14 protein-coding genes and 1 pseudogene are annotated in these 20,257 nt (G+C 58.4%); 10 read left to right on the top strand and 5 right to left on the bottom strand.

Annotated elements, in window-relative coordinates; translation table 11 throughout:
• Nucleotides 1-14 precede the first annotated feature (14 nt).
• From HNI00_RS16910 to HNI00_RS16900, 3 genes are all read left to right on the top strand, one after another.
• Entirely contained in the window at nucleotides 15-1,247 is a 1,233-nt protein-coding gene (locus tag HNI00_RS16910) for an iron-containing alcohol dehydrogenase family protein (protein WP_316787759.1), read from the top strand.
• Complete coding sequence (locus HNI00_RS16905) at nucleotides 1,244-2,443, top strand: aspartate aminotransferase (protein WP_316787757.1); 1,200 nt, start codon at nucleotides 1,244-1,246, stop codon at nucleotides 2,441-2,443. Before HNI00_RS16910 ends, HNI00_RS16905 begins: the two co-directional genes overlap by 4 nt.
• Before the next feature lie 140 nt (nucleotides 2,444-2,583).
• A complete protein-coding gene (locus HNI00_RS16900) occupies nucleotides 2,584-3,393 on the top strand; it encodes a Uma2 family endonuclease (protein ID WP_316787755.1) in 810 nt (269 codons plus the stop codon).
• Between the two features lie 115 nt (nucleotides 3,394-3,508).
• Here HNI00_RS16900 and HNI00_RS16895 read toward each other — a convergent pair whose 3' ends face one another.
• Nucleotides 3,509-3,964 carry a VOC family protein gene (locus HNI00_RS16895; RefSeq protein WP_316787753.1) on the bottom strand — a complete coding sequence of 152 codons (456 nt, stop codon included), beginning with the start codon at nucleotides 3,962-3,964 and terminating at the stop codon, nucleotides 3,509-3,511.
• Nucleotides 3,965-4,250: 286 nt separating this feature from the next.
• Between HNI00_RS16895 and HNI00_RS16890 the strand changes: the two genes are divergently transcribed.
• The gene (locus HNI00_RS16890) at nucleotides 4,251-5,039 is read left to right on the top strand and encodes a pentapeptide repeat-containing protein (RefSeq protein WP_297078763.1); all 789 of its coding nucleotides are present in this window, start codon (nucleotides 4,251-4,253) and stop codon (nucleotides 5,037-5,039) included.
• Here HNI00_RS16890 and HNI00_RS16885 read toward each other — a convergent pair.
• Both HNI00_RS16885 and HNI00_RS16880 read right to left on the bottom strand, forming a co-directional pair.
• The gene (locus tag HNI00_RS16885) at nucleotides 4,990-5,937 is read right to left on the bottom strand and encodes an FTR1 family iron permease (protein WP_420156380.1); all 948 of its coding nucleotides are present in this window, start codon (nucleotides 5,935-5,937) and stop codon (nucleotides 4,990-4,992) included. The genes HNI00_RS16890 and HNI00_RS16885 overlap by 50 nt on opposite strands.
• A gap of 342 nt (nucleotides 5,938-6,279) precedes the next feature.
• A pseudogene (locus tag HNI00_RS16880) lies at nucleotides 6,280-6,654 on the bottom strand (winged helix-turn-helix transcriptional regulator); the annotation flags it as partial.
• A 366-nt stretch (nucleotides 6,655-7,020) separates the two neighbouring features.
• Here HNI00_RS16880 and HNI00_RS16875 point away from each other — a divergent pair.
• The 6 genes from HNI00_RS16875 to ppsA all read left to right on the top strand — a co-directional run bounded on the left by HNI00_RS16875 (nucleotide 7,021) and on the right by ppsA (nucleotide 18,520).
• Nucleotides 7,021-7,740, top strand: a complete 720-nt coding sequence (locus HNI00_RS16875; RefSeq protein ID WP_316787746.1) for an alternative oxidase — start codon at nucleotides 7,021-7,023, stop codon at nucleotides 7,738-7,740.
• Nucleotides 7,741-8,112: 372 nt separating this feature from the next.
• Complete coding sequence (adhE, locus tag HNI00_RS16870) at nucleotides 8,113-10,905, top strand: bifunctional acetaldehyde-CoA/alcohol dehydrogenase (RefSeq protein WP_316787744.1); 2,793 nt, start codon at nucleotides 8,113-8,115, stop codon at nucleotides 10,903-10,905.
• Between the two features lie 127 nt (nucleotides 10,906-11,032).
• Nucleotides 11,033-13,294, top strand: coding sequence for a formate C-acetyltransferase (gene pflB / locus HNI00_RS16865; RefSeq protein WP_316787742.1), 2,262 nt, complete (start codon nucleotides 11,033-11,035; stop codon nucleotides 13,292-13,294).
• A gap of 233 nt (nucleotides 13,295-13,527) precedes the next feature.
• Complete coding sequence (gene pflA / locus HNI00_RS16860; protein WP_316787739.1) at nucleotides 13,528-14,259, top strand: pyruvate formate-lyase-activating protein; 732 nt, start codon at nucleotides 13,528-13,530, stop codon at nucleotides 14,257-14,259.
• Between the two features lie 404 nt (nucleotides 14,260-14,663).
• Nucleotides 14,664-15,539, top strand: a complete 876-nt coding sequence (locus tag HNI00_RS16855; RefSeq protein WP_316787737.1) for an S-methyl-5'-thioadenosine phosphorylase — start codon at nucleotides 14,664-14,666, stop codon at nucleotides 15,537-15,539.
• A 515-nt stretch (nucleotides 15,540-16,054) separates the two neighbouring features.
• Nucleotides 16,055-18,520 carry a phosphoenolpyruvate synthase gene (ppsA, locus tag HNI00_RS16850; protein ID WP_316787735.1) on the top strand — a complete coding sequence of 822 codons (2,466 nt, stop codon included), beginning with the start codon at nucleotides 16,055-16,057 and terminating at the stop codon, nucleotides 18,518-18,520.
• A 93-nt stretch (nucleotides 18,521-18,613) separates the two neighbouring features.
• On the opposite strand, the gene uraH is transcribed toward ppsA, so the two are convergent.
• Nucleotides 18,614-18,988: a hydroxyisourate hydrolase gene (gene uraH / locus HNI00_RS16845; protein ID WP_316787734.1), complete on the bottom strand. Its 375-nt coding sequence runs from the start codon at nucleotides 18,986-18,988 to the stop codon at nucleotides 18,614-18,616.
• Between the two features lie 47 nt (nucleotides 18,989-19,035).
• Nucleotides 19,036-20,196, bottom strand: a complete 1,161-nt coding sequence (gene hpxO / locus HNI00_RS16840) for an FAD-dependent urate hydroxylase HpxO (RefSeq protein WP_316787732.1) — start codon at nucleotides 20,194-20,196, stop codon at nucleotides 19,036-19,038.
• Nucleotides 20,197-20,257: the final 61 nt, after the last annotated feature.

The raw sequence follows: 20,257 nt of genomic DNA, 5'->3' as shown, positions 1-20,257 counted from the left end.
CGGTTACCGAACCTATGGCCAAACCCTCCTCGCCTCCGACGCTGATAACCTCCATGATTGCCCCGGCACAGGTCATGCGCGGGCAGGGGGCGATCGCCCAGGCGGCAGAGGCGATCGCGCAGTTGGGGCGGCGGCCCGTGGTGATTGGGGGCGATCGCACGCTGAAGGGGGTGCGGCCACGGCTCCAGCCCGTGTTCAAAAAGCATTCGCTGAGCGCAACAGAGGCAAGCTACGGGGCAGATTGCAGCGAGGCTTCACTGGCCAAGCTACGGGAGGCGATCGCCCAGCACGGTGCAGATTTCGTCATCGGCGTGGGCGGCGGCAAGGCGCTGGATGCGGCCAAGCTGGTGGCACACCAAACCAGCCTGCCAATCGTCACAATTCCCACCTCCGGTGCCACCTGTGCGGCTTGGACGGCGCTGTCTAATGTGTATTCCGAGGCGGGGGCATTTCTCTACGACGTAGCGCTGCCCCGCTGCCCTGATTTGCTGATTTTGGATTATGACCTGGTGCAGACGGCGGCCCCGCGCACGCTGGTTGCGGGCATTGGAGATGCGATCGCCAAGTGGTACGAAGCCTCGGTCAGCAGCGGTCATTCGGAGCGCACGTTTCTCATTGCCGCCGTGCAGCAGGCGCGGGTGCTGCGCGACATCCTGTTCCAAAAGTCGGCCGAAGCGCTGCGATCGCCCGGTAGCGACACTTGGCAGGACGTGGTAGACGCAACGGTGCTGCTGGCAGGCGTAATCGGCGGCATCGGCGGGGCCCAGTGTCGCACGGTGGCGGCCCACGCGGTTCACAACGGGTTGACCCATTTACCTCAGAGCCACGGCACGCTGCACGGTGAAAAGGTCGCCTACGGCATTCTGGTGCAACTGCGGCTAGAGGAAATGGTGCAGGGCAACCGCCTTGCCAGCAGCGCCCGCCAGCAGCTTCTCCAGTTTTATGACGACATCGGCCTGCCCAGGACGCTGGGCGATCTGGGCCTCGGTGATATCACAATCGCTCAGTTGCAGCACGCAGCCGAAGTCGCCTGTGCAGACCATTCCGATATTCACCGTCTGCCCTTTGCCGTTACCCCAGCGCACCTGATGGCGGCGATGGTGTCCACCACAGCGCCCATTACCGATAGCTGGGCCCAAGAGGCGGCCGCAGCGCGAAACCTGGACGACGCTGATCACGCTCCGGCTCAGCCTTCCCATCCCTCTTCTTTCCTCCTCCACTCCGTGTCTTCGGAGGTGTCGGAATGAAACTGGACTGGATTAGCCCGGCGGATCGGCTGAGTGCGCTGCCGCCCTATGTGTTTGCGCGGCTGGATGAGCTGAAGGCGCGGGCAAGAGAGCAAGGCCTAGACCTGATTGACCTGGGCATGGGCAACCCCGATGGCCCAACGCCCCAGCCTGTCGTTGAGGCGGCAATGAAGGCGCTGCAAAATCCTGCCAACCACGGCTATCCCCCCTTTGAGGGGACTGCCAATTTTCGTAAGGCGATTACCGACTGGTATGCCCGTCGCTATGGCGTACAGCTTGACCCGGATGGCGAGGCGCTGCCGCTGCTGGGGTCGAAGGAGGGGCTGACGCATCTGTCCTTTGCCTATGTGAATCCGGGCGATGTGGTGCTGGTGCCCAGTCCGGCCTATCCGGCGCACTTTCGCGGGCCGGCGATCGCCGGAGGGGACATTTACCCACTGCTCCTGAAGCCTGAAAACAACTGGCTGATTGACCTGGCGGCAATTCCCGAAGAGGTGGCCCGCCGCGCCAAGATTCTCTACTTCAACTACCCCAGCAACCCCACCGCGGCCACCGCGCCCAGGGAGTTCTTTGAAGATGTAGTTGCCTTTGCCCGCCAGCACCAAATCCTGCTGGTTCACGATCAGGCCTACGCCGAGCTAGCGTTCGATGGCTACCAGCCCACCAGCCTGCTGGAAATTCCTGGCGCAAAGGAGATCGGCGTAGAGTTCCACACGATGTCCAAAACCTACAACATGGCGGGCTGGCGCGTTGGCTTTGTGGTGGGCAATCGCCACATTATCCAGGGCCTCCGCACGCTAAAGACCAATCTGGACTACGGCCTCTTTAGCGTCCTGCAAACGGCAGCAGAAACGGCGCTGCAACTGCCGGATGTGTATCTGCATGAGGTGCAGGAACGCTACCGCACCCGCCGCGACTTTCTGATTCGCGGGCTGGGCGAACTGGGCTGGAACGTGCCCAAAACCCTGGCGACGATGTACCTCTGGGTTCCGTGCCCGCCGGGAATTGGTTCCACCGACTTTGCGCTGCATTTGCTAGGCGAAACGGGCGTAGTGGTGACACCGGGCAACGCCTTTGGGGAGGGCGGCGAAGGGTACGTGCGAATTAGCCTGATTGCCGACTGCGATCGCCTGGGTGAGGCACTGCGCCGCATGAAGGACGCGGGCATCCATTACAAGGCCTGGCAGTCGGGCTGAAACCGGGCTGAAACCGGGCTGAAACCGGGCTGAAACCGGGCTGAAACCAGGCCGGGTCAAGCAGCGTGAGAGGTCTATACCCCATTCGCTAAACTAGGCTCATCTCTCAACCCCTCTCAACCCCTCAACCCCGTCTTGCCATGTCCATTGCGAAAGACTTGGACGATCAGGGTCTGCAACCAGCGACAGCCCCCCGCACCGCATCCAGCAACTCGCCCAGCCCAGAGCCTGCTTGGGCTGCGGGCATAGACTCTGGCCTTGACCTGGACAAGGTTCCCTTTCCACCCGGCGACCTCTACAGCGACGAGCCTCCCTTGGAATCTGAACTGCATCTCCGCCAAATTTTGTTGCTGATTCAGTCGCTTGAATGGCTGTGGCGCGGGCCAGACCCCAGCACCCATCGAGATTTCTACGCCTTTGGCAATCTCACCATCTACTACAGCCTGCGCGAGCGCAAATCAGAGGACTTTCGCGGGCCAGACTTTTTTGTGGTGTTGGGGGCCGACCCCAAGCCCCGCAAAAGCTGGGTCGTGTGGGAAGAGGGCGGCAAATATCCCAACGTCATCATTGAGCTACTGTCGGATTCGACGGCTCATGTCGATCGCGGGCTGAAAAAACAGCTCTATCAAGACACCTTCCGCACGCCCGACTACTTCTGGTTTGACCCCCATACGCTGGAGTTTTGCGGGTTTCACCTGGTAGACGGACGCTACCAGCCCCTCGAACCCGACTCGCGGGGCTGGCTGTGGAGCGAACAGCTTCAGCTATTCCTGGGAATTCAGGATCGCAAGCTGCGGTTTTTTACCCCAGACGGGCAGCTTGTACCAATTCCCGAAGAAGCGACCGCCATCGAGCGGCAGCGGGCGGAAGAAGAACGGCTGCGGGCGGAACAGGCCGAAGCACTCCTCGCACAGTATCGGGCGCGGTTTGGCGAGTTGCCCAGCGAGTAGCGCTTCGGCGGTTGCCTGGGTTTAGGGCGATCGCCCCTCCAGTTGCTTCTCAACCAGTTGCTTTTCAACCAGTTGCTTTTCAACCAGTTGCCTCTTCAGCTTCCCCTGACCAGTCCTAAACCATTGCGCTGAACCGGGCATTCACCTCTTCCATAGACACATCTTCGACGTGGGTCGCAAGCGTCCAGACGTGACCGAACGGATCGGCCAGCGTACCCGCGCGATCGCCATAGAACTGATTTTCCACTGGGCGAATTTCCGTTGCCCCTGCGGCGATCGCCCGATTAAACAGCGAATCCACATCTTCGACATAAACCATCAGGCTGACGGGTGTTCCGCCAATGGCTTGGGCGCTGCGATAATCCATCTCTGGAAACTCGTCGGACAGCATGATGGGCGAGTTGCCGATTTTGATTTCGGCGTGGGCCAGCTTGCCCGATGGGTCAGCCAGGCGCATTAGCTCCGTAGCCCCAAACGCCTGCTCATAGAAGGCGATCGCCCCTGCCGCATCATGCACAATCAGATACGGGGTCACCGCTGGATATCCATCAGGAATCGGTTTGACTGCCATCGTGATCGCCTCCAAAAAAAGAACAGATGTACTATATCACAGCGTAATGACCCTCGCGCAGCGCCAAAATTAAAATTAATGCGCCGTTTTTGCGATTTCTCAGTACACTTTTGGGCAATGTGATGTTGCAGTGTAATGTTGCAGTGTGTGTTGCAGCATGTGTTGCAGCGGTTGATTCTCAGGGCTAGCTCCCACTGTCGGCTCACACCGTACTGCTCACACCGTATTGCTCACATCGTATTGCAGCGATATCGCGGAACTCCTCCACCCGGTTTTGAACAACGCTATGAACTCCAAACTCGTTTCGCTAGGACTGTTGGCTGCGCTGGGTGTGGCCCTGCCTGCCCGCGCCGAAAATCTTGAGCATGTGCAGCGATTGCTTGCAAATCGCCAGTGCCAGCAGTGTGATTTGCACCGGGCGGGGCTGGTGTTCACCAATCTGTCGGGGGTAGATGTCAGCCGTTCTGACCTGAGTCTGGCGAACCTGAACCGGGCAAACCTGCAAGGGGCAAATCTGCAAGGGGCAAACCTGCAAGGCGCGGTCTTGTCCTATGCCAATCTGGGTGGAGCCGACCTGCGCGGGGCTGATTTGCGCGGGGCAGACTTGCGCGAAGCCTATCTCTATGGCGCAAATCTGACCGGGGCGCTGCTGGACGGGGCAAACCTGTGGCGGGCGATTGGGCTGCCCGAAAACCTGGTGTCGGTGGAGCAGTTGTATCTCTGGGGGTTGGCAGAGGCGCAGCGCGGCAACTTCCCCGATGCGATTCAGTATTTCAATCAGAGCCTTAGTCGCCAGCCTGATTTTTCAAACGCGATGCTGGCGCGGGGCATTGCGCGGCTTCAGTTGGGCGATGAAGCAGGGGCAATGGAAGACGGACGGCAGGCCCAGCAAATGTTTTTGGCTCAGGGAAACATTCCAGGGCAGCAGCTTTCGGAGCGGTTTGTCACTGGGATTGAGCAAGTGCTGGCAGCCGAGGAGCGGGAACGGCGGGCCCAGCGGCGCAGCAACGGGGTTGGCAATGTGGTTAGTGCCCTTGGGGGCTTGGCGAGTTTGTTTTTACGCTTTTTGCTGTAGGGCGAGCGCTCTGAGGGCTAAGGCTCTGGAAATAGAGCCAGCCGACGGTTCCCAAAAACGCCAGGTAGGCGATCGCCTGTGCCAGATACAGCTGATCGCGGTAGCCCAGCAGCGCCTTTAGCAGCACGCCGGGAAATTTTTTGTCGGGCAGCACGGCGCGGGCATCCCATACCTGCGGCCCCAGCACGCAGTCTGGCCCGGCGCTAAAGCAGAGATTCGCCCAGGCGGGATGAAGCTGCACCCAGGCGGCGATCGCCAGGTCTACATGGCGCAGCATGGAGATCACCAGCCCCGACACGATCAGCAGCAGCAGCACCCCCATCACCTGAAAGAAGCGCCTCAGGTTGATTTTCACGCCCAGTTGAAACAGCAGCACCCCAATGGCCACTGCGCCCACCAAGCCCGCTATCGCGCCCAGCGCCGGAGCCAGTCCGTCCTGAAACTGCGCCGCCAGAAACAGCACCGTCTCAAATCCTTCCCGCAGCACGGCAATGGTGATCAGCCCAAACACGCCCCAGCCTGCGCCGTCTTGCTGCAAAGCCGACGTGACCGCACCTTCCACCTCTGCCTTGAGGCTGCGGGCCTGCCGTGTCATCCACACCAGCATCCAACTCAGGAGGGCGATCGCCACCAGCCCAAATCCCGCCTCCATCGCCTGCCGCAGCACAGGGGCATAGCGCTGCTGAGACTGGTTCAGCGCCGTCAGCACGCCGCCCAGCAGCACACCCACCAGCACGCTGCCCGCCAGCCCTGCGCCAATGCCGCCGTAGACCCACGGGTTCAGCCGGGACTGGCCCGCCTTGCTGAGGCAGGCCAGCACGATGCCCACCACCAGCGCCGCCTCCACGCCCTCGCGCAACGTCACCACAAATGCAGGCAAAGCAGCCGTTAAATCCATTGCTTCAAACAGCCCCATCTCAAGAACAGACTCGCAAGTATTGCGACGGTTGCAACCACCATTGCACTCACCATTGCAACCAGGAATTGCAACCGCCATTACAACCAAGAATTGCAACCGCCATTACGACCACCACTACAACCAGCATCGCAACCAGGGATTGCAACCAGGGATTGCAGCCGCCATTGCAATCAGCGATTACACCTGTGATTCTACTCTGCTGCTGCTACAGGCGGCGAGATGGGGCTGGGTGTTGGGGGCGATCGCCGTTAAAGCGTCGGGCAAAGCGTTAGGCAAAGCGTTGGGCAAAGCGTCGGGTTGCGGCGCTTCCTGATGAGGCATATCCAGCGGACACTCACAGACCCCTTGCTGAAGCCAGCGCATCCCCACCTGATGCAGCGCCGCCATCACGGGCTGAATTTCTCGGCCCTTGTCCGTCAATCGATACTCCACACGGGGCGGAATCTCTGCATAGACCGTCCGCTCAATGAGTCCGTGTTCTTCTAGCTCCCGCAGCCGCGCCATCAGTGTTTTGGTGCTTAGCCCTGGCAGTGCATCGAGAAATTCGTGGGTTCGGCGGGCAGGGCGACCGTTCTGATTTGGCGCACTGGCAAACAGCTCGCGCAAAATCAAAATGGCCCACTTGCTGCCAATCAAGTCGAGCGTAAACTGAATCGGGCATTTGAAATCAGAGGAAGAATAAGAGCGAGAATCCAACGGACTATCTCCTGAACTTTGGGGGTGCAATTGATCTATCTCAGGATTAGCAAGTGATCCATCCAATAGCTTCTTCGACCCGATACCAGGCTATTAGTGCAAGGGATACGAATTCGTCAGGTTTAACGTTTTCTTCCAGTTCCGCCCAAATCCAGCACCCATCTGATTCTTTTCCTTTGGGTAACTGGGTGTGCATTCTGGAAACTGTCTTGTCCTCCTGAGGCACGTCTTTCATCATGGGGGCAAAGGCAAGTACTCGACAAACCGCTGCCTTAGTCCTGCTGTCATCTGGGCACTTGTGCATCGGTACATTCCATCCCGCTTCAAGCTGCCCGTTGCACACTCACTTCATGGAGAATTGGCTGAATGGTTAAGTTACTCGTTGGCGTGCTGGTGTTTGTGATCAACCAGATTTATCACGATCGCCCAATTCCTAGGTTTTACGTACTGGAAACGGTGGCTCGCGTTCCTTACTTTTCTTATCTGTCGGTTTTGCATTTGTACGAGACGCTGGGATTGTGGCGGCGTGTGGAGTGGCTCAAGGTACACTTTGCCGAGTCTTGGAACGAGCTACACCATCTGCTGATTATGGAAGCGCTGGGGGGTAGCCAACACTGGGGCGATCGCCTTCTAGCCCGCAGCGTTGCCTTGCTCTACTACTGGATTATCGTGGCGCTGTATATTATCTCACCCAAGTCGGCGTATCACTTTATGGAGCTAGTAGAGGAACATGCCTATCATACCTACGACCTGTTCTTGGTGCAGGAAGGCGAAACCCTAAAGGCTCAGCCTGCTCCTCAAGTAGCCCTTGAATATTACCAAACGGGCGATCTGTATCTATTTGATGCGTTTCAAACGGCCCATCGTCCGCAGGAGCGTCGTCCAGCAATTAACAATCTGTATGACGTATTTGTTGCCATTCGCGATGATGAGCGAGAACACGTAAAAACGATGGTGGCCTGTCAGCAAGCAGACCATACGGGCAGACTCGGCTATGAACCCCTTCAGGAATTGCCGTCAAACACCGTCGCAGAGCCAGTTTTGATTGAGAAAGCTGAGGAAAAAGAAGTCGTGACGCGCTCATAGGCAGGAGAGTCAGGCTCAGAAAGAGCAATAAAGAGCTTCAAAGAGCCTCAAAAACGGATGCGTATCGAGCCTGACCCTGAGCTTGCCTTGACCCTCACGTTGCAGGAATTTTGTAGGGATTGATGATGGCACTGTTCGGCTTGTGAGGAAACTAGAGAGAAGGTTTGGTGAAGCCCAAAGATCCTCCTGCTGGTTTTTCTGAAGCACAGCTTGAAGCACGGTTTGAAGTACCCCTGAAAACGCAGTTGGAAACGTATTTGGAAACGCAGTTGGAAACGTATTTGGAAACACACTGCGCTAACGCTTGAAGATCGTAGATGCTACACCGCCGACTCAGATCCACACCTACTCCCACCAGTTGAAGGAGTCCCTATGCAGGTTACTACGATTCAAGAATTGGAAACGCTGATCGAACAAGTCAAGGCAGCCCAAGCTCAATACGCAACCTATACCCAGAGCCAGGTAGACTGGATTTTTAAGCAAGCTGCCCAAGCGGCTAACGCCCACCGGATTGATCTGGCCAAGCTGGCCGTTGCAGAAACCGGAATGGGCATTGTTGAGGACAAGGTGATCAAAAACCACTTTGCCTCGGAAATTATCTACAACAAGTACAAGCATGAGCGCACCTGCGGGCTGATCGAAGAAGATGACACCTTTGGCATTCAAAAAATTGCCGAGCCTGTGGGCATTCTGGCAGGCATCGTTCCCACAACAAACCCAACTTCGACCGCCATTTTCAAGTCGCTCATTTCCCTGAAAACGCGCAATGCCATTATTTTTTCACCCCATCCCCGGGCCAAGCGCTGCACAGTGGAAGCAGCCCGACTAATTCTTCAGGCGGCTGTGGCGGCTGGTGCGCCGGATCACATCATTGGCTGGATTGATGAGCCGTCAGTGGAGCTATCGCAGGCCTTGATGCAGCACCCAGATATCAAGCTGATTTTGGCGACGGGCGGGCCGGGGATGGTGCAGGCTGCTTACTCATCCGGGCATCCGTCGCTGGGGGTGGGTGCAGGAAACACGCCCGCCGTGATTGCCGAAAGCGCGGATATTCAAACGGCAGTGAGTTCTATCTTACTCAGTAAAACGTTTGATAACGGCATGATTTGCGCGTCGGAGCAGTCGGTGATTGTGGTTGAGCCAATCTACGACGCAGTGAAGCAAGAGTTTACGACACGGGGCGCTTATTTCCTGAATCCAGAGGAGAAGGCGAAACTGGGCGAACAGATTGTGCAGAATGGGCGGCTCAATGCGGCGATTGTGGGCCAGTCGGTGCAAACGCTGGCGAAGCTGGCGGGAATCTCAGTGCCGCCACAAACCAAGGTGCTGATGGCTGAAACCGACCGAGTGGCTCTGGATGAGCCGTTTGCCTGGGAAAAACTGTCGCCGATTCTGGCGTTTTATCGGGCAGCAAACTTTGAAGGGGCGATCGCCCGCGCCGAGGAGCTAATTAACTTTGGCGGCAAGGGGCACACCGCCGCGCTCTACATCGACACCGCCCAGCGTTCCGAAATTCAGCTTTTTGAAACCCGAATGCAGACAGGGCGCGTGCTGATCAACACGCCGGCCTCCCAAGGGGCAATTGGCGACTTGTATAACTTCAGGCTTGACCCGTCGCTGACGCTGGGCTGCGGCACTTGGGGCGGCAACTCGGTCTCTGGCAATGTCACTGTGCATCACCTGCTAAATATCAAAACCGTGTCGCAGCGGCGCGAAAATATGCTCTGGTTCCGCGTGCCGCCGAAGGTCTACTTCAAGAGCGGCTGCTTGCCGATGGCGCTGGGCGACTTGGCGGGCAGGCAGCGGGCATTTATTGTGACCGATAAGCCGCTCTTTGACCTGGGCATGGTCAACCCTGTCACGCGGGTTCTGGAGAATTTGGAAATTCGCTACGACGTGTTTCACGATGTCGAACCTGATCCGACGCTATCGAATGTGAATCGTGGACTGGAGCAGTTGCGGCGGTTTCAGCCGGACGTGATTATTGCGCTGGGCGGCGGCTCGCCGATGGATGCGGCCAAGATCATGTGGCTGATGTATGAGCAGCCGGAGGTGGAATTTGCGGGCGTGGCTATGCGGTTTATGGACATTCGCAAGCGGGTGTATGAACTGCCGCCGCTGGGTCAAAAAGCCCTGCTGGTGGCGATTCCGACTACCTCAGGAACGGGGTCTGAGGTCACGCCTTTTGCTGTGGTTACGGATGACCGGGAGGGCATTAAATATCCCCTAGCAGATTATGCCCTGACTCCTAGCATGGCGATTGTAGACCCGGATCTGGTGCTGACGATGCCGCCCAAGCTAACGGCCTGGAGCGGGATTGACGCGCTGACCCATGCAGTTGAAGCCTATGTGTCGGTGTTTGCGACGGACTTTACCAACGGGCTGGCGCTAGAGGCGATCGCCCTCCTGTTCCAATATCTGCCGCGCTCCTATCGCAACGGGGGCCGCGATCCCGAAGCCCGCGAACGGGTTCACTATGCCGCCACGATTGCGGGCATGGCCTTTGCCAATGCGTTTTTGGGCATCTGCCACTCGATGGCGCACCAGCTTGGCGCGGTGTTCCACGTTCCGCACGGGTTGGCCAATGCGCTGCTAATTTCCCATGTGATTCGCTACAACGCTACGGATCAGCCCTTTAAGCAGGCGATCTTCCCGCAATACAAATACCCCAACGCCAAGGCCCGCTACGCCCAGATTGCCGACCATCTGCACCTGGGGGGCAACACAGCCGATGAAAAGGTGGAACGGCTGATCATCGCGGTGGAAGAACTGAAGCGCAATGTCGAGATTCCGGCAACTCTGGCGGAAGCGCTCAGTCAGATGGGTCAGGCCTCCTATCCAGGGGGCGATCGCGCTTCGTTCTATGCCCAGCTTGATAACCTGGCCAACCGTGCCTTCGACGACCAATGCACGGGGGCAAATCCTCGCTACCCGCTGATCCAAGACCTGAAGGAGCTATTTGTGTTGGCCTACGAGGGGCCCCAGGCCGATCCAGACGACGTGCCGCTGTGCTATCGCGCAGAAATTGCCCGCGCCAGTCAGCAGCTTGCGCCAAACCCCAGCGAGCATGAACCTGCGAACGTAGGCGATCTGTCTGCCTCGGTGATGGCGGAGATGCCCTCGATTCCGCCCTCAATTCCCTCTGTAGCGGCGGACGACTCATAGCCCCCGGCGCGGGGCCGGCCCGGAATCTGGCTGGCCCTGCGAACCCGCCGCTTTTTCTAATTTCAGGTCTTACCTTCAAGTCTTACCTTCAAGTCTTACCTTCAGGTCTTACGTTCAAGGAGGCACTATGCCAACGCTTGTTTTAGAACCGGATGCCAGTCAAGCGCGATCGCCCTGGGACGGGTTTGTGCCCGGAGTCTGGGTAGAACGGATTGACGTGCGCGACTTTATCCAGAAAAATTACACGCCCTACACCGGGAATGAGGCGTTTTTAGCACGTCCCACCGCCACCACGCGCACCCTGTGGCAGCAAGTGACCCAATTCATGCAAGCCGAGCGAGAACGGGGCATTTTGGATGCCGATACGCGGGTGGTGTCGAGCATCACTTCCCACCCGCCGGGCTACATTAACCGCGAACTGGAGCGGATTGTGGGGCTGCAAACCGACCAGCCGCTGAAGCGAGCGATGATGCCCTTTGGCGGCATCCGAGTTGTGAAAACAGCGCTAAATGCCTACGGCTATACGCTCGACCCCGAAACGGAGGCAATTTTCACGAAGTATCGCAAAACGCACAACGACGGCGTGTTTGATGCCTACACCCAGGAAATGCGGATGGCGCGGCGGTCGGGGATTATCACCGGGCTGCCTGATGCCTATGGGCGGGGGCGGATTATCGGCGACTATCGGCGAGTGGCGCTGTATGGGTGCGATCGCCTGATTGAAGACAAAAAAGACCAGAAGCAGTCGCTCGCAGCCCTCAGCGACGAACCTACCATTCGGCTGCGGGAGGAACTGTCGGAGCAGATCCGGGCGCTGGAGGAACTGAAGCAAATGGCCGCCAGCTACGGCTGTGACCTCAGCGCCCCGGCTGCGAATGCCCAAGAAGCCGTGCAGTGGCTTTATTTTGGCTATCTGGCTGCCGTGAAAGAGCAAAACGGCGCGGCAATGTCGCTGGGGCGGGTGTCTACGTTCTTAGATATCTACTGCGAGCGGGATTTGCGAAACGGCACGGCTACGGAAATCGACATTCAGGAACTCATTGACCAGTTTGTCATGAAGCTGCGGATGGTGCGGTTCCTGCGAACGCCGGAGTATAACGAGCTATTTTCGGGCGACCCGACCTGGGTGACGGAATCCATTGGCGGCATGGGAGAAGACGGGCGACCCCTGGTGACAAAAACCAGTTTCCGAATGCTGCACACGCTGAACAATCTGGGCCCGGCTCCCGAACCCAACCTGACGGTGCTGTGGTCTGAACGGCTGCCGGATGCGTTCAAGCAGTATTGCGCCAGGATTTCTATCGAAACCAGTTCAATTCAGTATGAAAACGACGACCTGATGCGGCCTGAGTTTGGCGATGATTATGCGATCGCCTGCTGTGTGTCTGCGATGCGCGTGGGCAAGCAAATGCAGTTTTTTGGCGCACGGGTCAATCTGGCCAAGGCTCTGCTCTATGCCATCAACGGCGGCCGCGATGAAAACACAGGCGAACAAGTAGCGCCCCCGTTCCGCCCCATCCTGTCGGATTATCTAGACTCCGACGAGGTGATGGAAAAATTCGACAGACTGCTCACTTGGCTGGCAGAGCTATACATCAACACGCTGAATGTCATTCACTACATGCACGACAAGTACTGCTACGAGCGGCTAGAAATGGCGCTGCATGATCGGGACGTTTATCGCACGATGGCCTGCGGCATTGCAGGACTTTCGGTGGTGGCGGATTCGCTGTCTGCGATTCGCTATGCCAGGGTGAAGGTGTTGCGGAATGAAGCCGGACTGGCCGTAGATTACGCCGTGGAAGGTGACTATCCCAAGTTTGGGAATAATGACGACCGGGTGGATGCGATCGCCGCGAACCTGGTGACGACCTTTATGAACAAGCTGCGGCAGCACAAAACCTACCGCGATGCCGTGCCCACCCAGTCAGTGCTGACGATTACCTCCAATGTGGTCTACGGCAAGAAGACGGGCAGCACCCCTGACGGGCGAAAGGCCGGCGTGCCCTTTGCCCCCGGTGCAAACCCCATGCACGGCCGCGACACCAAGGGGGCGATCGCCTCCCTCGCCTCTGTCGCCAAGCTGCCCTACGCCCATGCCAAAGACGGCATTTCCTACACCTTTTCCATCGTGCCCGACGCGCTGGGGAAACAGACGGGCGATCGCATCCAAAATCTGGTGAGCTTACTAGACGGCTATTTCCACGATCAGGGGCATCACGTCAACGTCAACGTACTCAATCGAGAAACCTTGCTCGACGCGATGGCGCATCCTGAACAATATCCACAACTTACGATTCGAGTGTCGGGCTACGCGGTCAACTTCATCAAGCTCACCAAGGCGCAGCAGCTAGACGTGATCAGCCGCACCTTCCACGATCGCGTCTAGGCATAGGTGGCATTCGCAAGAGACTCGCTTTCGTAAGGCGTTCAGCCGACGCAACGCAGGGCAAAAGGACTCCGGACGGCAACGACAGGAACAATTGAAACTCGCTTGCAACTCGCTTGCAACTTGCCTGAAACTCGCTGACCGTTCGCCTTTTGCCCTTTCTCTCGACACTCTTTTGACACGCTTTGCTTAGCCCGCCTCCCTTGGCGCTGTGATTTTTAAGGCCTACCGTTATGTCAATCACCGGACGCATTCACTCCATCGAAACCTGTGGCACCGTCGATGGGCCAGGCCTGCGGGTCGTGGTGTTTACTCAGGGCTGTCCCCTGCGCTGCCTCTATTGCCACAACCCCGACTGCCGCGAGATATCGGGTGGCACTGAGGTCACTGCCGACGAAATGGTCGCCGAGATTCAGAAATATCGCTCCTACATTCGTCCGCCTGGTGGCGTGACCCTGAGCGGCGGCGAACCGCTGATGCAGCCGGAGTTTGTGCAGGAGATTTTGCGGCAGTGCAAGGCGCTGGGCATTCACACCGCGCTGGATACGTCGGGCTATTGTCCGCTGGCGATCGCCCGCCCAGTGCTAGAGTTTGTCGATTTGGTGCTGCTGGATATCAAATCATTCAACCCGTCAATCTACACCCGGGTCACCAGCGTCAGCCTCCAGCCCACGCTAGATTTCGCACAATATCTCAGCGACTGCCGCAAGCCTGCCTGGATTCGCTTTGTGGTGGTGCCAGGTCTAACGGATGATCCAAACAATGTCGCTGGGCTGGCCCAGTTTGTCGCCCGCTTGAAGAACGTGGAGCGGGTCGAAGTTATTCCCTTCCACAAGATGGGCGAATACAAGTGGCAACAGTTGGGCTATGACTATCAACTCAGCCATACCCCAACGCCCACACCAGAATGTATCCAGGCGATCCGGGCGCAGTTTCAGCAGTCCACGCCCGCGCTGGTGCTGTAGTCCGAAGAATCCTAACTCCGGTTCCCTGCTTTAGGCAGCGTCTTAAAACTTTCTAGGTCGTTGATTGCCTTGAGTCGATCCCCCTTAAATCCCCCTTAATAAGGAGGAATTCCAGAGTGGTTCGGCTCGGTTCCCCCCTTTTTAAGGGGGGCTAGGGGGGATCAAAGGGCTTTAAAGCACGCCCTAGCTAGATTCTCCAGCCAGATTCTCCAGCCAGACTTCTCAGCCAGATTCTCCAGCCAGACTTCTCGGCTAGACCTCTCAACCAGACTTTTACGATCTCTCCTGTTTCTTCCTGCAAACCCCCTGTATCTTAGGAGGCAGAGCGTCGCTTGGTAATGTTTCGATTGCTTACCGCTGGCCCCGCTCTTTAGAACGACGTAGGACGACTCAGGACGGCAACCATGACAGACGTGCGAATTGGCATCATCGGCGGCAGCGGCCTCTACAAAATGGACGCGCTGAAGGACGTGCGCGAAGTCGAGGTAGACACGCCCTTTGGCAAGCCGTCGGATGCGCTGATCGTGGGCACGCTGGAGGGCACGCCCGTCGCATTTTTGGCGCGGCACGGACGCAACCACACGCTGCTGCCGTCGGAACTGCCGTTTCGGGCGAATATTTATGCGATGAAGTCGCTGGGTGTGGAGTACCTGATTTCGGCTTCGGCGGTGGGGTCGCTGCAAGCGGAGGCCAAGCCGCTGGATATGGTGCTGCCGGATCAGTTCATCGATCGCACGAAGGGGCGCGTCTCGACTTTCTTTGGCGAGGGTATTGTGGCGCATATTGCCTTTGGCGATCCGGTGTGCAAGAACCTGGCGGCGGTGCTGGGAGAGGCGATCGCCTCCTTGGATCTGCCCGATGTAGCGCTGCACCGGGGCGGCACCTACGTCTGCATGGAGGGGCCAGCCTTTTCTACCCGCGCCGAGTCGAACCTGTATCGAAGCTGGGGCGCAACGGTGATCGGCATGACTAACCTGCCCGAAGCCAAGCTGGCCCGCGAAGCCGAAATCGCCTACGCGACGCTGGCGCTGGTGACGGATTACGACTGTTGGCATCCCGACCACGACAGCGTGACGGTGGACATGGTGATCAGCAACCTGACGAAAAATGCGGTAAATGCCCAGCGCGTGATTCAGGAAACCGTGCGCCGCCTGGCCCAAAATCCGCCGCCCTCCGAAGCCCACCACGCCCTGAAATACGCCATCCTCACGCCGCTCGATAAAGCGCCGCCAGAAACCAAAGCGAAGCTAGAACTGCTGCTGAAAAAGTATTTGGGCTAGTATCGAGGGACTTTGCATCCAGCCCTTCTTCTCTCCTTTTGGGAGAAGGGGTTGGGGGATGGGGGCGAATTTGCATAATTGGGATGCACCCGTCAGTTTGGCGATTCGACATGGGGTCAAAATTGGGGCAAACAATCAATCGATAAATTCGCCCGAAAAGGGGTTGTTTCTATCAAGAAGTCTGGGTGTTTTTAGGCAGGGCTGAAGCGGTTGTAGGGGCGATCGCCCGTTATCCAAATCCTCAAACCCAAATACCGCAACCTCCAAAAGCGTGAATTCTCGTGAATTCTCAGGGCGTTTTTGTCGATCCCCAGCCCATTCGTCAAGAATTGTAATTAAATATACAATTTAATATTTTCCCGAACTCAAGCAGCATCCAGGCTTGGGCAATTTCTGCCAATCTCGCTCGGCCTCAGGCCTCAGGACACCCCCGATTCCATTGACTAGCATGAAGGAGAGGGGGCAATGCAACCAGTCCCTCATCGCTTCCACACGGTTGCCTCAAGGAGGTACTCATGGTTCAGCTATCCGAACGCAGCGTCGCGATGCCGCACGATCAGAGTTTGGTGCTGTGGTTTGAGGATGTCGGCATTCACGATATTCCGCTGGTGGGCGGCAAAAACGCCTCGCTAGGAGAAATGATTCGTCAGCTTAGCGCCAAGGGAGTGCGCGTGCCGGGTGGGTTTGCGACGACGGCCCACGCCTATCGCCACTTCATTCAGAGCGCCGGGCTGGAGGAGGCGCTGCATCACCTGTTTGCCACGCTGGATGTGGACGATGTGGAAAACTTGCAGGCTTGCGGACGGGAAGCGCGATCGCTCATTCTCAACGCCCCCTTCCCCCAAGATCTAGAAGAGGCGATCGCCCAGGCCTATGCCGAACTCTGCCGCCGCTACGGGCCGGATACAGATGTCGCCGTGCGCTCCAGCGCCACCGCTGAAGATTTGCCCGATGCCAGCTTTGCCGGACAGCAAGAAACCTACCTCAACGTCCACGGACTGGATGCGGTGCTAGATGCCTGCCGCCATTGTTTTGCCTCCATCTTTACCGATCGCGCCATTTCTTACCGCGCCACCAAAGGGTTTGACCATTTCACCGTCGCCCTCTCCGTCGGCGTGCAAAAGATGGTGCGCTCTGACCTGGCGGAATCGGGCGTGATGTTTTCCATCGACACCGAGAGCGGCTTTCGCAATGCGGCACTGGTGACGGCGGCCTACGGGCTGGGCGAAACGGTGGTGCAGGGTTCCGTCAACCCGGACGAGTATCTGGTGTTTAAGCCCACGCTGCGAGAAGGCTTCCGCCCCATCCTGGCCAAGCGCCTGGGCAGCAAAGAAATCAAAATGGTCTACGACACCGACGGAGAACATCTGACCAAGATTGTGCCCGTGGAACAATCGGAGCGCGATCGCTTTGCCCTGAGTGATGAGGACATTCTCAAGCTGGCGGAATGGGCCTGCATCATCGAAGACCATTACTCCCAAACCCACGGCACCTACACGCCAATGGATATCGAGTGGGCGCGGGACGGCATCACGGGCGAACTCTACATCGTGCAGGCGCGGCCGGAAACGGTGCAGTCGCAAAAGGCGCAGACCGTGCTGCGGCGCTATCGCCTAGAGCGCGAGGCCGGTGCAAAAACAGAAGACACCACCTACACCCACCACGAGCCGCTGGTGACGGGCCGCGCCGTGGGCGAGATGATTGGCCAGGGCAAGGTGCGCGTCATTCTTAGCCCAGCGGAAATTCACACCTTCCAGGCAGGCGACGTGCTGGTGACGAGTCGCACCGACCCAGACTGGGAGCCAATTATGAAAAAAGCAGGGGCGATCGTCACCGATCAGGGCGGCCGCACCTGCCACGCGGCGATTATTGCGCGGGAACTGGGCATTCCGGCGATCGTTGGCTGCGGCAATGCGACGCAGGTTTTGCAAACGGGTCAAGAAGTCACTGTGTCCTGTGCCCAGGGCGAAGAGGGGCGCGTTTACGCCGGGTTCTTGCCGTTTGAGGTGGAGGAAACGCCGCTCGACACCCTGCCCCGCCCGCGCACGCAGATTCTCATGAACGTGGGCAATCCCGAAGAGGCGTTTCGCTTGTCGGCCCTGCCCAACGACGGCGTAGGGCTGGCGCGGTTTGAGTTCATTATTGCCAACCACATCCGCGTGCATCCGCTGGCGCTGCTGAACTATGACCAACTGCCAGAGGATGAAGAAAAAGCGGCGATCGCCCAACTGACTCACCTCTACGACCACAAGCCCGACTACTTTGTAGACAAGCTGGCCCAGGGCGTGGCCACCATCGCTGCTGCTTTCTATCCCAAGCCGGTCGTCGTGCGGATGTCGGACTTCAAGAGCAACGAATATGCCAACCTGCTGGGCGGCAAATCGTTTGAACCGCACGAGGAAAACCCAATGCTGGGCTGGCGCGGTGCAGCGCGATACTATGACCCGAAATATCGCGACGGCTTTGCGCTGGAGTGCGCGGCGATTCGGCGCGTCCGCAACGACATGGGGCTGACGAATGTGATTCCCATGATCCCCTTCTGCCGCACGCCAGAGGAAGGGCGCAAGGTGATGGCAGAACTGGAGCGCAACGGCCTGAAGCGCGGCGAAAACGGCTTGCAGGTCTACGTCATGTGCGAAGTGCCCAGCAACGTGATTCTGGCGAACGAATTCAGCGAAATCTTCGACGGCTTCTCCATCGGCTCCAACGACCTGACCCAACTGACGCTAGGACTCGACCGCGACTCGGCGCTGGTGGCAAACGTGTTTGACGAGCGCAACGAAGCCGTGAAAACGATGATTCGCGTCGTGATTGAACGCGCCAAAGCCAACGGTCGCAAGATCGGCATCTGCGGCCAGGGGCCCAGCGACTATCCCGACTTTGCCCGTTTCCTGGTCAGCCAGGGCATCGACTCTATTAGCCTAAACCCCGATACGGTGGTGAAGACCTGGCTGGAGGTGGCCCAGGCAGAGGCGAGCTAGGCAACCGTCCAGGTTGAAAAGTCAGCCTTAAGAAAGTCAGGTTAAGAAAGTCAGCGTTCCGGGCGCAGCGCACCCACGCTTGGAACGCTGGCGCTAGCTTCCCCGATAGGTGCTGTAGGCCCACGGCGACACCAGCAGCGGGACGTGGTAGTGTGCGTCTGCGTCGGCAATGCCGAAGCGGATGGGAATCTGGCTGAGAAAAGGCTGAGCGGGCAGGGGGTCGGGAAACTGAGCAAAGTAGTCGGCGACGGAAAACACCAGTTCATACACGCCCGTTTTTAGCTCGCCGTTGCTGAGCAGGGGCGCGTCGGTGCGGCCGTCGGCGTTGGTGGTGACGGTTTTCAGCAGGGTGCGGCTGTCGCCGTTGGGGTGAATGCCGCCGTGAATCGCATAGAGGGCGATCGCCATTTGCGCCGCCGGACGACCGTGCGCCGTGTCCAAAACGTGGGTCGTGAGCTTACCCGCCATTGCCATCTCTCCAGTTTTTGTATCTCTCAAGCCTAATCCCCGATTCGCTAACGCAGCGGCCCCGCCAAAATCACCTTGCTAATGGCATCGGTAACATCCGTCGGCTTTTCCGTCGCCAGTTGGTGATACCACTGCTGCGTCACGGCGGGGTCTTTACCGTGAATCTGTTCGGCCCGTTTGCGGGCCTTTTCTACCACCGCGTTGGCGCGGGCCATGCGCTCCGACTCATAGCGCTTCAGGGCATACTCGATGCTGATATTGGTGGTCAGCAAATAGTTTGCCAGCACCAGCGCATCTTCCATCGCCTGACAGCCGCCCTGGCCTAGGTCAGGACAGGTGGCGTGGGCCGCATCGCCCAGCAGCGCCACCCGCCCGCGCACGTAGCGATCGATCGGGCCGACATCGTGAATTTCCGGACGCGCCACGGTATAGGGGTCAAAGCGGTCGATCAGGCGCTGCACAGGCTCGGCCCAGCCTGCGAAATGGGCCTTTAGCTCTTCCCGGTAGGTGTCGGGGTTGGCAGGCGTGCCCTTGGGCAGCGGCACGTCGAGGAAGAAATAGAGGCGATCGCCCGCCACGGGCATCAGGGAGGCTCGCTTGTGTTCGCCGACGTAGATGACCCAGCTCTCCGGCGGAGCCAACTCAGCATCGGCAGGCACTAGCCCGTTCCAGTTCACATAGCCCACATACTGCGGCTCTACCTCGCGCCCCACCACGTAGCTCCGCAGCACCGAGCGGATGCCGTCCGCCGCCACCAAAAAATCGCCCCGTGCCTCACGCCCGTTGGCAAACTGCACCGTCACGCCGTAGTCGTCTTCCTCCACGCCAACGCAGCGACAGTCCAGATGAATGTCCCCCGGAAACGCCGCCATCAGCATTTTTTGCAAATCGCGGCGGGCAACCGGATAGGGGCGCTGTCCGACTTTGTGAATCAGCGGCGCAAGCTCGATATGGTTCAGCAGTTCTCCGGCTTTGGTGTGATACTGCATCCGGTTCATGATGCCGCCGATTTCGGCCATGCGATCGCCCAATCCCAAACGGTTCAGCACTTTCACGCCATTCGACCAGACGGAAATCCCCGCACCCACCGGCCGCATTTCCTTCACCCGATCATAAATTTCCACCTCATATCCGGCTTGTCGCAGGGCGATGCCAGCCGTCAAGCCACCAATCCCAGCCCCGATCACGATCGCCTTCAGGTTTTGCATAGATCTCCGTCTATCGTTTTCCTGTATACGGTATACAGCGTTTCACAAACCTATCTAAATC

The organism is Thermoleptolyngbya oregonensis NK1-22, assembly GCF_032705245.1.
In the GTDB taxonomy this organism is placed as follows: Bacteria; Cyanobacteriota; Cyanobacteriia; order Elainellales; family Elainellaceae; genus Thermoleptolyngbya; species Thermoleptolyngbya sichuanensis.
This window is presented reverse-complemented; position numbering and strand designations above follow the sequence as displayed.

Excerpts from the sequence above, each read along its gene's own strand:
- HNI00_RS16855 (WP_316787737.1), top strand. The coding sequence starts at position 14,664 with ATGACAGACGTGCGAATTGGCATCATCGGCGGCAGCGGCCTCTACAAA.
- HNI00_RS16875 (WP_316787746.1), top strand. The coding sequence starts at position 7,021 with ATGGTTAAGTTACTCGTTGGCGTGCTGGTGTTTGTGATCAACCAGATT.
- adhE (WP_316787744.1), top strand. The coding sequence starts at position 8,113 with ATGCAGGTTACTACGATTCAAGAATTGGAAACGCTGATCGAACAAGTC.
- HNI00_RS16905 (WP_316787757.1), top strand. The coding sequence starts at position 1,244 with ATGAAACTGGACTGGATTAGCCCGGCGGATCGGCTGAGTGCGCTGCCG.
- HNI00_RS16890 (WP_297078763.1), top strand. The coding sequence starts at position 4,251 with ATGAACTCCAAACTCGTTTCGCTAGGACTGTTGGCTGCGCTGGGTGTG.
- HNI00_RS16885 (WP_420156380.1), bottom strand. The coding sequence starts at position 5,937 with ATGGATTTAACGGCTGCTTTGCCTGCATTTGTGGTGACGTTGCGCGAG.
- uraH (WP_316787734.1), bottom strand. The coding sequence starts at position 18,988 with ATGGCGGGTAAGCTCACGACCCACGTTTTGGACACGGCGCACGGTCGT.
- ppsA (WP_316787735.1), top strand. The coding sequence starts at position 16,055 with ATGGTTCAGCTATCCGAACGCAGCGTCGCGATGCCGCACGATCAGAGT.
- HNI00_RS16900 (WP_316787755.1), top strand. The coding sequence starts at position 2,584 with ATGTCCATTGCGAAAGACTTGGACGATCAGGGTCTGCAACCAGCGACA.
- HNI00_RS16910 (WP_316787759.1), top strand. The coding sequence starts at position 15 with ATGGCCAAACCCTCCTCGCCTCCGACGCTGATAACCTCCATGATTGCC.
- pflA (WP_316787739.1), top strand. The coding sequence starts at position 13,528 with ATGTCAATCACCGGACGCATTCACTCCATCGAAACCTGTGGCACCGTC.
- pflB (WP_316787742.1), top strand. The coding sequence starts at position 11,033 with ATGCCAACGCTTGTTTTAGAACCGGATGCCAGTCAAGCGCGATCGCCC.
- HNI00_RS16895 (WP_316787753.1), bottom strand. The coding sequence starts at position 3,964 with ATGGCAGTCAAACCGATTCCTGATGGATATCCAGCGGTGACCCCGTAT.
- hpxO (WP_316787732.1), bottom strand. The coding sequence starts at position 20,196 with ATGCAAAACCTGAAGGCGATCGTGATCGGGGCTGGGATTGGTGGCTTG.